The following is a 13,722-nucleotide window of genomic DNA, read 5'->3' as shown; positions in this document are numbered from 1 at the left end:
GGGAGCCCACGAATCGCCGCCGAGAGGTTGACGGAGTCGGGGGGGAAGGCAGTAAAGGTCATGCAGTGGAGCTGCTAAAGAAGACTCTCTTCCCGTTGCCCCACCGTCTTTCCTTGACACCTTCATGAGCTGGGATTTCACCGAGGATGCGGCCTTCATGGCCCTGCACGACGCCTTCAAGGAGAGCGGTGAAACATCCGCCATGGAGTTCCTTGCCCATGGGGAAGGCGCCTTCCACTTCCAGGAGCTGAGCCAGAACGCCGCCGGCGAAGGCTTGGATCTAAGCGATTCCACCAACCTGCAGGCTTTTCAGCAAACGGTCATCGAAAGCCTCCAGGACCTTTGAGGCTTTGAGGCCCCCAGAGACCTGGACCTCAGCTGTAGAAGAAGGCGATTTCTTTGTCCTTGAGGCCGTCCCATCCGGCTGAAAGAAGGCGGGCATCCAGGCTGGCTTGATCAAAATGCTTGGCGCCGGTTTTCACCACCCGGTTGCGCATCGATTTGCGCACCCCGCTGCGGGCCCGCTGGGCCTCCAGCGCCATCACCTCGTTGTAGAGGCTGAGCATCTCGGCGGGGATGGGGCTTCCATCGAGATCAACTCCAGCGGCAATCGCCACATCAACGCCATCAGGACCGGCCATCGCCATCACACAACAGGCAGACACCCGCTCAGCCTGCCATTCCCCCTGTTGAGCCCCTCTCAGGCACTGAAGTAGCGGGCCTGGGAATGGAGAGCCACCAGGGCGGTAGTGCTCTGTTCGGGCTCCAGCTGGTCGCTCTCATCCATCGACAGGCCGATGCGCTCCGCCCCCAGCCAGTCGAGCTGGGGGCGTGAATCTGCCACGTTCGGGCAGGCCGGGTAGCCGAAGGAGTAGCGGCTGCCGCGATAGCGCTGGGCCAGCACGTCGCGCAAAACGGCAGGTTCCTCGTTGCCGAACCCCAGCTCCAGGCGGATGCGGGCATGGACCCATTCGGCAAGGGCCTCTGCCATCTGCACGCCCAGACCATGGAAGTAGAGGTAGTCGGTGTAGCGGTCGGCGGCAAACAATTCCCGGGCAAAGGCACTGGCCCCCTCACCCATGGTCACGGCCTGCATCGGCAACACGTCGGTGGGGCGGCCTGCGTCGAGATCGCGATAGAAGTCGGCGACGCAATAGCGGTTGCCAGCGCGCTGCCTGGGCAGCACAAAGCGGCCCAGCTCCACGCCAGGATCGGCCGGATCAAACACCACAACGCTGTTGCCCTCCCGACCGCAGGGGAAGTAGCCGTAGGCCACCCGTGGGGTCAGCAGCGATTCCTTGAGGCAGCGCTCGATCCAGCTCGTCAGGATGGGTTCGGCTTTCTCGGCCAGCATCTGCTCGTAGTCGTCCCGGCTCTGCTGTTTCGTCTTGCGCAACTGCCACTGGCCGGCGAAGAGAGCGTTGCGATCGAGGTAGGCGAAGACCTCAGCCAGAGGAATCTGCGATTCATCCAGCACGCGACTGCCCAGAAAGGGCGGCCTGATCGCCGGCTCCTCGGGAACGGCCTCGGAGCGCTCCAGGTTGGGGCCCACAGAAGGGGCCGAACCGCCAGCGTTGGCGGTCGGCGTGGCCGCTGGCTCAGAGCTATCACTGCCAGAGATTGCGCTCTCCAGGGAGCCTTCTCCAGAGGTGGCGTTCTCTGATGGCTGTTCGTCGCTGGAAGGTTCAGGCTCGCTGCCCAGGCCCAGGCCCAGACCCTCAGGGATGCCGGCGAGAAATCCCTGCAGGTTGTCCCAGTGGCCGGCCTGCTTGGCTTCAGCCAGGGCATCCATGAAACGCAGATCCGAGAAGGCATCACGGCCATAGATCACCTGACCCTTGTACACACTGCGGCAGTCTTTATTGACGAAGCGAGGCGTCAAAGCGGCTCCGCCGAGGATCACCGGCACGGCAATACCTGCCTGGTTGAAGGCCTGAAGATTGTCCTTCATAAAGGCAGTCGATTTGACCAGTAGCCCACTCATGGCAATACAATCAGCCTGGTGCAGTTGCTGGGCTTCGATGATCGCCTCAACAGACTGCTTGATCCCCAGATTGATCACCTCATAACCATTATTGGTGAGTATGATATCAACCAGATTCTTGCCGATATCGTGCACATCGCCTTTCACCGTGGCGATCAGGAATTTGGCCTTGGCCCGCCGCTCCCCTTCCGTCTTCTCCATGTGAGGCTCAAGAAAAGCCACCGCCGCTTTCATCGTTTCAGCGCTCTGCAGCACAAACGGCAATTGCATCTGGCCGGAGCCGAACAGCTCACCCACCACCTTCATGCCATCGAGCAGGAAGGTGTTGATGATCTGCAACGGCGGGTAGCCCGTGAGTGCTTCGTTGAGGGCGACCTCCAGGCCGATGCGCTCGCCATCAATGATGTGCTGGCTCAAGCGTTTTTCCACCGGCAGATCCGCCAGGGATGGGCCCGATTCGCGGGCCTCCCGGGCACTCACCCCCTCAAACAACTTGGTGAGTTCGGCCAGGGGGTCGTAGGTGCAGACGTCCCCATCAAAACGGCGGGCATCGTTGATCAGATCCAGGCAAACCTGCTTAGTGTCGTCATTGATTTTGGCCAGCGGCAGAATCTTGGCGGGACTGATGATCGCCGCATCGAGGCCGGCGCTGCAGCACTCGTGAAGAAACACCGAATTGAGCACGATTCGGGTGGCTGGCGAGAGACCAAAACTGATGTTGCTCACCCCCAGCAGCACATGAACGCCGGGAAGCTGGGCCCGGATGCGCCGGATGGCCTCGATCGTGGCGGCCCCATTGCCACGGTCTTCCTCGATGCCAGTCGAGATCGGCAGCGCGAGGGGGTCATAGAAAATTTCGTGGGCAGGAATACCGAATTCAAGGGCATCGCGATAGGCACGCTGGGCAATGGCGAACTTGCCCTCAGCTGTCCGCGCCATACCCACTTCATCAATCGTTCCCACCACCACAGCAGCCCCGTAGCGCTTCGCCAGCTCCAGCACCTTGAAGAAGCGCTCATTGCCATCTTCGTAGTTGGTGGAATTGAGGATGCACTTGCCACCAGCCACCTTGAGGCCAGCCTCCATCTTCTGCCACTCGGTGGAATCGAGCATCAACGGCAGATTCACATTGGTGACCAGCCGTTTAACCAGATCGTGCATATCTTTCTCGCCATCCCTGCCGACATAATCGACATTGACATCGAGAACATGGGCATTCTCCTTCACCTGGCCGCGAGCCAGGGCAACCAGGCCATCCCAGTCTTCCTGATTGAGCAGTTCACGCACCTTCTTGGAACCGCTGGCGTTGAGTCGCTCGCCGATGATCAGGAAGGAATTGTCCTGGTGATACGGAGTGATGCCATAGATCGAGGCTGCTGCAGGTTCGCTCTGAAAGGCCGGGCGGCTGAGCTGCTGTTCAGGCAACCTCACCCGCCGTGGTTTGGGATGAAGATCCTGGGACAACTCCGCCAGGGCCCCGATATGGGCCGGTGTGGTGCCACAGCAGCCGCCGATCACCTGAACACCGAGATCCTCCACGAAGTGCATCAGCTGCATCTTCATCTCCAGGGGCGTCAGCCGGTAGTGGGCGACGCCGCCCACATTCTCAGGCAAACCGGCATTGGGAATGCAGCTCACCACAAACGGACTGTGCGCACTCAAGTAGCGCACATGCTCCTTCATCTGCTCAGGGCCGGTGGCGCAATTGAGGCCGAGAATGTCGATCGGGAAGGGCTCAAGAATCGCCACCACAGCAGCGATATCTGAACCCACCAGCATGGTGCCGGTGGTTTCCATGGTGACCGACACCATCAATGGCCGTCGCTGGCCGGTGGCACTGAAGGCGGCCTCGATGCCCTGCAGGGCCGCCTTGATCTGCAGCACGTCCTGGCAGGTTTCCACCAGCAGCAGATCCACATCCCCGGCGATCAATCCCTCCGCCTGCTCCTGGAACGACGCCTTCATGGCATCGAAATCGATGTGGCCCAGAGTGGGCAGCTTCGTGGTGGGTCCGATCGAGCCCGCCACATAGCGGGGCTGGTCGGCGGTGCTGAACTCGAGCGCCACCTCCCTGGCCAGTTCCGCAGCCCGTTGGTTGATCGCAAAGGCCTGATCCTCCAGGCCGTACTCCACCAACACAATCGAGGCCGCCCCGAAGGTGTCGGTTTCGATCACATCACAACCGGCCGCCAGAAACTGGCGATGCACCGCCTGCACCGCATCAGGCCGAGTGAAAACCAGATGTTCGTTGCAGCCTTCCAGGGCAGCGCCGCCGAAATCAGCGGCGCTGAGATCCATCTGCTGCAGGGAAGTGCCGGTGGCACCGTCGAAGACCAGCACCGGACGCTCCGGGGCATGCAGCCTCTCGATGAACCCCATCGTCCGGGCGGCTGGAGTTGCAATCGGAGCCACCAATGTCGTCATGCCAACAGTCTCTGGGCGATCAGTCTAGAAATCGCCCTTGGCTTTGGAACCGGGGCGAAACGCTCACTCTTCAAGGCGGATTCGCGTCACCCAGTGGTCGTAGGCGGGGTCCTGGCCCTGGGTGATTGCCGTGAGCCGCAGGCGGAGCTGCTCCATCACCGGCCGATCGGCGGGCATCTCGGTGCTTTCGATCCGCCGCACCGGCGTGACCCGGGCGGCGGTGCCGCTGAGAAACACCTCATCGGCGATGAACAGCTCGGTTTTGTCGACCGCCCGCTCCAGGGTGGGGATGCCCATATCCCGGGCCAACTCGAGGATGCTGGCGCGGGTGATGCCCTCGAGAATGTCTTGATCCACCCCGGGCGTGATCAGCTGGCCATCGCGGACGATGAACAGATTCATGCCGCTGGCTTCACTGACTTTGCCGCGGCTGTTGAGCAGCAGGGCCTCATCGAAGCCACTGGTGACGGCTTCGGTTTTGGCCAGGGAGCTGGTGATGTAAGCGCCGCTGATCTTGCCGCGCAGGGGCAGGGAACGGTCTTCCTGGCGGCACCAGCTGCTGAAGCGGCAGCTGACACCGTCGGGGGAGAGGTAGTCGCCGAGTTCGATGCCGTAGATCAGGAAATCGGTTTCGATGTCGTGCAGCCTCGGCGCGATGCCGAGATCGCTGGTGTACACGAACGGCCGCAGGTAGATCGGTGTCGTGGGGCGATTCGCCCGCAGAAACTGAACGATCGCCTCAAGGATCGTTTCTTCCTTCAGTTCAGCGAACAGCAGCCTGGCGCTCTGGCTGAGGCGGCGGGCATGGCGATCGGCCCGGAACAGCAGGATTTCGTTGGGGTCGGCGGGGTTTGGCAGGGCGCGCATGCCGCCGAAGGCCCCGGTGCCGTAGTGGAGGGCGTGGGTGGCCACGGAGATCGTGGCTTCTGCGAAAGGAACGCAGCGCCCTCCGAACCAGGCGTAGGGCAGAAACTCTTGCATGCAGGTTCGGTCGTGAGGCGGCGGAGCGAGTGGCGTCGACGAGACGCGCTGCCCCGATCTTCTCACCGCCAGGGCCGAGGATGGGGCCATGCACCGGCTTGCCTCCGTTCCAGGCCTCTCCGATCAAGAGGAGGGCCCGCTGCTTGTTGAGCAGCCCTCCGCACCGTTGTTGGTGCTCAGCAGCGCCGACAGCGATCTGCAGAGCCTGGCCGACCTGCTCGCCAGCGAACCCGCCCTGATGCCGCGGGGGGTGCGAGGCCTGAACCTCTCGGCCCTGCTCCATCCCGCCGCGATCGATCACTACCTCAGCACCAGCCTGGCCAGCACCGAGGTGGTGCTGGTGCGCCTGCTGGGTGGGCGGGGGCACTGGAGCTACGGGCTCGAACGACTGGGGGACTGGGCGGCTGCGGGCCCGAAACGACAGCTGCTGGTTGTGGCCGGCACCGCCGACGAGGAAGCGGCCCTGGCCAGCCTCGGCACGGTGGAGCCGGGGCTCAGCCTCTCCATCGGCCACTGCCTGCGGGAAGGTGGCCACGACAATCTGCGCCAGGTGTTGATCGCCCTTGGCGCCCTGATGGCCGGGGTGACGGTGGAACCTCCCGCGGTGGTCCACCTGGCCGACCCCCTGGCCCATGACTGGCGCCAGGACCCCGGCCCGAGGGTGGGTCTGGTGCTCTACCGGGCCCTGTTGCAGGCCGGCGACACAGCCCTGGTCGATTCCACTCTGTTGGCCTTGCGGGGCCAGGGCCTCTGCCCCAGGGCCCTGTGGGTGAGCGGCTTGAGGGATCCGGCCGTGCAACGGGGCGTGGCCGATCTGCTCGGCCGGGAGCAGGTGGAGGCGGTGTTGTGCGGAACCTCGTTCGCTTCGGTCCAGTTCGAGGAGGCCGGACTTGGGGCTCCGCTTTGGGAGGCCCTGAACGTGCCGGTGTTGCAACTGCTCTGCAGCACCCAGGGCCGTGACCAGTGGCAACGCAACAGCATCGGCCTGGGACCCCTGGACCTCAGCCTGCAGGTGGCCCTGCCCGAACTCGATGGCCGCGTCACCACGCGGGTCGGGGCATTCAAGGAGCTGCTGCGCGCCGATCAGGGTCTGACCACGGCGCTCTACGGCTACCGGCCCGATCCGGAGCGGCTCGACTGGATCGCCCAGCTGCTGCGGGCCTGGGTGGAGCTGCGCCAGACGCCGCCGGCCCAGAAAAGGGTGGCCCTGGTGCTGGCCAACTACCCCAACCGCAACAGTCGGGTGGCCAATGGCGTGGGGCTCGACACCCCGGCCAGCACGGCCCTGATGCTGGGCTGGCTGCAGGAGGCCGGCCACAACCTCGGGCCCGGCCCCCTGCCCAGAAGCGGCGATGCCCTGATCCAGCAACTGCTGGCAGGCCGCAGCAACGATCCGGAAAGCAACCACCGCCCAGCCCTCGACCATCTGCCCCTGGCCACCTACCAGACCTGGTACGCCACCCTGCCGGCCCAGGGCCGGGCGGTTCTGGAGGCCCGCTGGGGCCCGCCCGAGCGCGATGCCGGGCTGGAGCGCACCGCCGCTGGAACCGGTTTTGCCATCCGCGGCCTGCGCTTCGGGGCCGTCGTGGTGCTGATTCAGCCCGAGCGCGGCTATGACCGCGACCCGAGCCTCAACTATCACTCTCCAGACCTGCCACCCACCCACGCCTACCTGGCCCTTTACCTCTGGATGCGGCAGGTGGCCGCCAGCCAGCTGGTGGTGCATGTGGGTAAGCACGGCAACCTGGAATGGCTGCCGGGCAAGGGCCTCGGACTCTCCATCGACTGCTTTCCGGAATGGGCGCTGGGGCCGATGCCCCATCTCTACCCCTTCATCGTCAACGATCCCGGTGAGGGTTCCCAGGCCAAACGGCGTGCACAGGCCGTGATCCTCGATCACCTCACCCCCCCCCTCGGCCGGGCCGGGCTGCATGGAGCCGAGCAACGCCTGGAAACCCTGCTCGATGAATACTGGGAGGCCCGCCAGCTCGGTGCGGCCCGGGTGGAGAACCTGCGCCAACGGCTGGCCGAGCAGCTTGACGCCATGGCCTTACCGGCAGGCCCCAGCCAGGCCGGCGATCTGGGTGATCAGCAGGCCACCCTCGATTCCCGACTCGAGGCCGCCGACGGCTACCTCTGCGAACTCAAAGAGGCCCAGATCCGCACCGGGCTGCACATCTACGGCACCCTGCCGGCCGACGAGCCCCTGGCCGAACTGCTGCTCTGCCTGGCTCGCCCGCCTCTGGCGGAAGGGGCCGGCCTGACCCAGGCGCTCGCCACTGATCTGGGCCTGGCTCTCGATCCCTGGGCGGATCCAGAGCAAGACCCATTGGGCGCCAGCGACCTGCACAAGCTGGCAGCCCTGATCGACCCCGTTGCACTGCCCGCCACGGCCCGTAGCCGCCCAGCAGCTGGCCTGCGCTGCGGCGGCGACGCGGTTGAGCTGCTGGAGCAGCGGGCCCTCGCCCTGCTTCAACAGCTGCTTCTGGTACACCCATCGGCGCCCGGCAACGACCCAGCGCCCGGGCCTGCCACCGCCGCCGTGCTCGAGCGGGTCGCCACAACCCTGCTGCCCAGGCTTTTGGCCTGTGGCGAAGCCGAACGACAGGCCTTCGTCGCCGGTGTGGCTGGGGATCGGATTGCCGCCGGCCCGGCCGGTGCCCCCACCCGCGGCCGCCCGGACCTGCTGCCCACCGGGCGCAACTTCTACAGCGTCGACCTGCGCGGCCTGCCCACGGAGGCCGCCTGGGACCTGGGGCGCCGCAGCGCTGAACTGCTGCTGGAACTGCACCTGCAGGAGCAGGGCGACGACCTCGCCCATCTGGCCCTCTCGGTGTGGGGCACGGCCACGATGCGCAATGGCGGCGAAGACATCGGCCAGGCCCTTGCGCTGATGGGGGTTCGGCCCGTCTGGGACGGTCCCACCCGGCGCATGGTGGGGCTCGAGGTGATCCCACTCAACCTGCTGCAACGGCCGCGGGTGGATGTCACCCTGCGCATCTCCGGCCTGTTCCGCGATGCGTTTCCTCAATTGATCGGCTGGATGAACCAGGCGACGGCACTGGTCGCGGCGCTGGAGGAATCGGAGCAAGAGAATCCACTGGCCGCCTCGGCCCGCCGCGAGGGGCACGCCGCCCGGATCTACGGCTCAGCGCCTGGGGCCTACGGCGCTGGCCTGCAGGGCCTGATCGACAGCGGCCAATGGGAGCAACGTAGCGACCTGGGCGAGGCTTATCTGAACTGGAGCGGTTGGCGCTACGAAAGCCGGGGAGGAGGAAGCTGTGAGGCGGTGCCCGATCGGGCCGGCCTGGAGCAACGCCTCCAGCACGTGGAGGTGGTGCTGCACAACCAGGACAACAGGGAGCACGACCTGCTCGATTCAGACGACTACTACCAGTTCCAGGGAGGGCTGAGCGCGGCCACCGAGCGGGTGCGGGGCACAGCTCCAGCCCTCTGGTTCGGCGACCATTCCCGCCACCAGAGGCCGCGGCTGCACCGCTTGGAACGGGAGCTCGACAAGGTTCTGCGCTCCCGGGTGCTCAACCCACGCTGGATTGAGGGGATGAAGGCCCACGGCTACAAGGGAGGATTCGAGCTGGCCGCCAGCCTCGACTACCTGTTTGCCTATGACGCCAGTACCGGCCGGGTGCCCGACTGGAGTTACGGAGCCATCTGCGAGCAATGGCTGCAGTCAGAGGACATCTTGAAGTTCCTACGCAAGGCCAATCCCTGGGCGCTGCGCGACATGGGCGAACGCCTGCTAGAAGCGCACAACCGGGGCCTTTGGCAGGGAGCCAGCGAGCACCAATTGGAGCACCTGCGCCAGTTGGTGCTGAGCAGTGAAAGCCTGGTTGAAACGTGAGCGTCAGCTGTTGAGTTCTTTGGCCATCGCCTTGAACGGATCGATCGCGCCGGGCTTCTCGCCCTGCTGTTGGCTGGTCGAGGACTCGGCTGCCGCCGAGCCGGCTGGACGGGGGCTGATCCCACCAGGAGTGTTCACCCCTGAAACGGCCGAACCACGCAGGCGGCGGTCCAACTCGGCGCTGCTCATCCTCTCCACGAAGGTTTTCTTGACCTTCTTGGGAACACCATCGCTGTAACCCTGGGAAGGCCTGACACTGCTTTTGACTTCAGTTTCAGCATTACTGGATTCGATCCTGGCTTGCATCGAATCCACCTGCTGGATGATTTCCTTATTGCCAGGACTTTCAACATTGCCAGGGAAAGTATGGCGGATCGTATTCGGCGTGCGCATGTAGTTGACATTGCCGAGGGTGCCTGAGGAATCGGCATCAAGGAAGAAGCTGCCTTCTTCCTTGGCAGCCTTTTCCTGTTTGGGCTTAGCGGGTTTCGAAGAAAAGACTCCACCATCCCCGCCTTTTCCCAGCAGACGATCGAGCAAGCCCATGGTGAGGAGATCAAAATATTGTCTGGAGTCTAGCGGCCGTAAAGCTTCAACCCATGGGTATCTGTACCGCAACTGTGCAGCAGGCCGAGGTCGGCAAGTTGACCGGCGATCGCTGCGCAGATTAGTGGAGAAGCGGCCCAGCGGGGCGACTGTTCGTAGTCGTAGAAGGCCTCAGCTCCATCAAATCCAAGGCTGGCGGCGGCACGGATCAACTGCTGGTAAGGGCGGCGATAGCGGGCCGGGTGGGCCAGCAGAGCCAGACCGGCCGAGGCGTGGATCGCTTCGACAACCGCACCGGCCTGCAGGGCCGCGCCTACCACCGCGCGGCCAGCCAGGTAAGGAGCGAGCGCCGCATGGCCAGGGTCGAAACCAAGCCCGAGCACATGCACCAGACACCCCTCCAACAGGCAGCTGATCTCCACGCCACTCCAAAGGATGGGGACGGTCTCTCCAGCCTGACGACGCCCATCCAGGTGACGCCGCATCGGCGCCAAGGCCTGGCTGCTGTGGTGATCGGTGACGGCAAAATGCTCCAGCCCCAGCTCAATCGCCTGGTCCGCCAAGGTCTCGGGAGCGAGGCTGCCGTCGCTGCAGATGGTGTGACAATGAAAATTCAGCCGGCCGGGGCAACTTGAGGGCTCCACGCCGCGCAACACGGCCACAAGGGGATGCTCCGCAGAGCCTGCGACCGCCACTTCAACCGTCACGTCGACTGTCACTTCAGCCGCCACTGGCCAGGGCCTCCCGCTCCCCTCGCAAGCGCCTCCAGCGCGCATAGAACTGGATGGAGCCGGCCATGGCCACCACCAGGGCCACCAGGAACCAGGTGGCCGCCCCGGTGGGGAACTGGCCCTTGAACACCACCAACATCACGACCAACACCAGCATCAGGGTGGGAAGTTCATTGAGGGCCCGCAGTTGCCGGCCACTCCAGGCGCAGGTCCCCTGGCGTAGCTGTCCCATCAGCCGGTAGCAGAACCAGTGGTAGGCAAGCAAGGCCAGAACCACGGCGAGCTTGGCGTGCATCCAGCCCTGCTTCAGCCAAATCGGCTGAACAAGCAGCAAGCCCACCGCCATCGCCACGGCAACCACCATTCCCGGCGTGGTGATGATGTTGGCCAGGCGCTGCTCCATCACGGCGTACTGGGCCTTGAAAGCGGCCCGCACGGGCTCCTCAAGGCTGTCCGCCTCCACGTGATAGATGAAAAGACGCACCAGATAGAACAGGCCTGCAAACCAAACCACGACCCCCACGATGTGCAGGGTTTTGAACCAGAGATAGGCCTCCGGTGGCAGGGCCGGCAGCGTCATCAAGGCCATGGGAAAGGGTCTTTACGCTAAGGGAGAGTTCCTTCACTCCAGGTGTCCGGCAAGCGCTGGGCTGGTCGATTCAGCTTCGGCGGCCTGCTCGAGGTCATCGGGATGGAAATAACTCCACACCTGGCGCGCCAGGGCCGGACCGACACCCGGCGCCGCGGCGATCTGTTCGGGACTGGCCAGCTGGATGGCGTCGATCGAGCGGAAATGGCCGAGCAGCTCCTTCACCCGCTTCGGGCCCAGGCCTGGGATGTCGGAGAGGCGGGAGCGTTTCATCCGCTCACCCCTCTGCTGGCGGTGGAAACTGACTGCAAAGCGATGGGCTTCGTCGCGCAGGCGGCGCAGCAACTGCAGCCCCAACTGCTCGGGTTCGCTCTCCAGCGGCGTGCTCGCCCCGGGCAGAAACACCTCTTCGCGCTGCTTGGCCAGGGAACAGACCACCAGCTCCTCGTGCAGGTCGAGCTCACGCAGGGCCTCCATCACCGCCGAGAGCTGACCCTTGCCCCCATCGATCATCACCACGTCGGGCCAGTCGCCGAGACCATCGGTGTGGAGCGGGGTGTTCGCCTGGCGCCGCAGCTCGGCCAGGTTCGCCCCTTCGGCCTTCACCTGGGACCAGCGCCGAAAACGGCGACGCATGATCTCTGCCATCGCCATGAAGTCGTCGGAGTGGCCGGCGGTGATGCTGCTGCTCTGGATCCGGTACTTGCGGTAGTGCTGCTTGGCCGGCAGGCCATCAACGAACACCACCTGGGAGGCGACCGCGTCGCTGCCCTGGATGTGGCTGATGTCGAAACCCTCGATGCGGCGGGGGGGCTGGGACAGATCGAGCAGCTGGGCTAGATCTTCCGTGGCCAGCGCATGCTGCTCGGCGGTGCGCTGGGCCCGTGCCAGCTCGAAGGCGGCGTTGCGTTCCACCAGTTCGATCAGTTCGGCCTTCTGTTGCCGCCTTGGTTGGAGCAGCCGCACCTTGTGGCCCCGCCGCTCGCTCAGCCAGTCTTCGACCAACTCCTGGCGGGGAAGCTGGTGTTGCAACAGCACCTCGGGGGGGATTTCAACGGGCTCCACCTGGCTGTAGTGCTCTTCAAGCACCCGTTGCAGGATCTCGCCGGGGGAGGCGATGCTGGCGTCGGCGGTGTACCCCAGCCGGCCCACCAACTTGCCGGCCCGCATCTGAAACAACTGCACGGCCGCCACGCGTTGATCGGTGGCGAGGGCGAGCACGTCGCGCGACACCGAGCCATCGGCAAGGGTCATCTTCTGGTCGGCGGTGAGCTGCTCCAGGCCCACCAGTTGGTCGCGGATGCGGGCGGCCTGCTCGAAATCGAGCCGCTCAGCCACCTTTTCCATCTGGGCGCGCAGCAACTGCTGGAGTTCGTCGCTGCGGCCCTGGAACACCATCGCCACATTGCGCAGGGTGCGCTGGTAATCATCTGAGCTGATCTTCTCCTGGCAGACGCCCGGACAACGGCCGATGTCGAAATTCAGGCAGGTGCGCTCGCGGTAGAGGGGCTGGGGCCTTTGGCGCAGCGGGAACACCCGTTTGACCAGGAACAGGGTGCGGCGCAGCAGGCCCACATCCACGTAGGGGCCGTAGAAGCGATCAAGAGGGCTGCGCAGCCGCCGGCGACGGGTGATGAAGATGCGCGGGTAGGGCTCGCTCCAGGTGATGCAGAGGTAGGGATATTTCTTGTCGTCCTTGAGCAGCACATTGAAGTGCGGCTGATGGGCCTTGATCAAGTTGGATTCCAGCGCCAGCGCCTCGGCTTCGCTGTCGGTCACGATGAATTCGATCTCACAGATCTGGCGCACCATCAGGCTGATGCGAGGGCTCAGATCGTGGGAGTCGCGGAAATAGCTGCGCACACGGCTGCGCAGACTCTTCGATTTACCGATGTAGAGGATGCGGTCTTCGGCATCGCGCAACAGGTAACAGCCCGGTTCGGCTGGCAGCTCTTTGAGGCGCTGCTCCAGCCGGGCAGGGTCTTTGCGCAGGGGCGCCGCCGTGATCAACCGCCGTATTGCCAACCGGTGCTGGCCAGCTCCAGGGCTGCACCATCGCGATGCAGCACCGCTGTTTTCACCTCGGCCACGAACACCGTGTGGTCACCATGGGCCACCTGACCCACCAGGACGCACTCAAGAGCGCCAAGGGCTTCGTTGAGGATCGGCAGGCCGAGGGCACCGAGGCTGAACGGCGCGGCATCGAAGCGACCGCCGATGCCCTTCTGGGGCTTGAAGAACACGGCCGCCAGGTCTTTCTGGTCAGCGGAGAGCACGTTGAGCGAGAAACGACCGGTGCGCTGAATGATGCCGTTGCTGCTGGAATCAGCCCGCACAGCCATCGCCACCAATGGCGGCTCAAACGAGCCCTGGGTGACCCAGCTTGCGGTGAAGCCGTTCACCTCATCTCCTTCGGCCACACCGCAGATGAACACGCCGTGCGGAATCTTGCGCAACAGGGTTTTCTTGGCCGCCCCATCAAGGGCGAGACCGGCGGCAGCGGTGGAACTGGTGTCTGGAGCCATCGAAACGTCTGAGTAGAAGCGTCAATCAACTCTAGGGAACCCACACCTAGCTATCGAGTCCAGTGAATCGGGCCAGGTGA

The 13,722-nt window shown here is 64.5% G+C and carries 10 protein-coding genes; 2 read left to right on the top strand and 8 right to left on the bottom strand.

Going from position 1 to position 13,722, the window contains the following annotated elements:
* Positions 1-124: 124 nt before the first annotated feature.
* On the top strand, positions 125-346 hold the full coding sequence (locus tag ACXMDM_RS09875; protein WP_259723095.1) for a DUF8667 family protein: 222 nt from the start codon (positions 125-127) through the stop codon (positions 344-346).
* A gap of 28 nt (positions 347-374) precedes the next feature.
* On the opposite strand, the gene ACXMDM_RS09870 is transcribed toward ACXMDM_RS09875, so the two are convergent.
* The 3 genes from ACXMDM_RS09870 to ACXMDM_RS09860 form a co-directional block, all read right to left on the bottom strand.
* Positions 375-647, bottom strand: a complete 273-nt coding sequence (locus ACXMDM_RS09870; protein ID WP_259723168.1) for a small RNA NsiR4-regulated ssr1528 family protein — start codon at positions 645-647, stop codon at positions 375-377.
* Positions 648-700: 53 nt separating this feature from the next.
* On the bottom strand, positions 701-4,408 hold the full coding sequence (gene metH / locus ACXMDM_RS09865; protein ID WP_259723096.1) for a methionine synthase: 3,708 nt from the start codon (positions 4,406-4,408) through the stop codon (positions 701-703).
* Positions 4,409-4,471: 63 nt separating this feature from the next.
* On the bottom strand, positions 4,472-5,389 hold the full coding sequence (locus ACXMDM_RS09860) for a branched-chain amino acid transaminase (protein WP_259723097.1): 918 nt from the start codon (positions 5,387-5,389) through the stop codon (positions 4,472-4,474).
* 88 nt (positions 5,390-5,477) lie between these two features.
* Between ACXMDM_RS09860 and cobN the strand changes: the two genes are divergently transcribed.
* Complete coding sequence (cobN, locus tag ACXMDM_RS09855) at positions 5,478-9,251, top strand: cobaltochelatase subunit CobN (protein WP_259723098.1); 3,774 nt, start codon at positions 5,478-5,480, stop codon at positions 9,249-9,251.
* A gap of 3 nt (positions 9,252-9,254) precedes the next feature.
* On the opposite strand, the gene ACXMDM_RS09850 is transcribed toward cobN, so the two are convergent.
* The 5 genes from ACXMDM_RS09850 to ACXMDM_RS09830 are packed head-to-tail and all read right to left on the bottom strand — an operon-like array spanning position 9,255 to position 13,642.
* Positions 9,255-9,797: a hypothetical protein gene (locus tag ACXMDM_RS09850; protein ID WP_499569519.1), complete on the bottom strand. Its 543-nt coding sequence runs from the start codon at positions 9,795-9,797 to the stop codon at positions 9,255-9,257.
* Between the two features lie 29 nt (positions 9,798-9,826).
* Entirely contained in the window at positions 9,827-10,516 is a 690-nt protein-coding gene (locus tag ACXMDM_RS09845) for a PHP domain-containing protein (protein WP_499569517.1), read from the bottom strand.
* A gap of 1 nt (position 10,517) precedes the next feature.
* Positions 10,518-11,108, bottom strand: a complete 591-nt coding sequence (hemJ, locus tag ACXMDM_RS09840; RefSeq protein WP_259723169.1) for a protoporphyrinogen oxidase HemJ — start codon at positions 11,106-11,108, stop codon at positions 10,518-10,520.
* A gap of 42 nt (positions 11,109-11,150) precedes the next feature.
* A complete protein-coding gene (uvrC, locus tag ACXMDM_RS09835) occupies positions 11,151-13,142 on the bottom strand; it encodes an excinuclease ABC subunit UvrC (protein WP_499569515.1) in 1,992 nt (663 codons plus the stop codon).
* Entirely contained in the window at positions 13,124-13,642 is a 519-nt protein-coding gene (locus tag ACXMDM_RS09830) for a flavin reductase family protein (protein ID WP_259723101.1), read from the bottom strand. Before ACXMDM_RS09830 ends, uvrC begins: the two co-directional genes overlap by 19 nt.
* Positions 13,643-13,722 lie beyond the last annotated feature (80 nt).

The sequence above is a fragment of the Synechococcus sp. CS-603 genome, from assembly GCF_977929215.1.
This window is presented reverse-complemented; position numbering and strand designations above follow the sequence as displayed.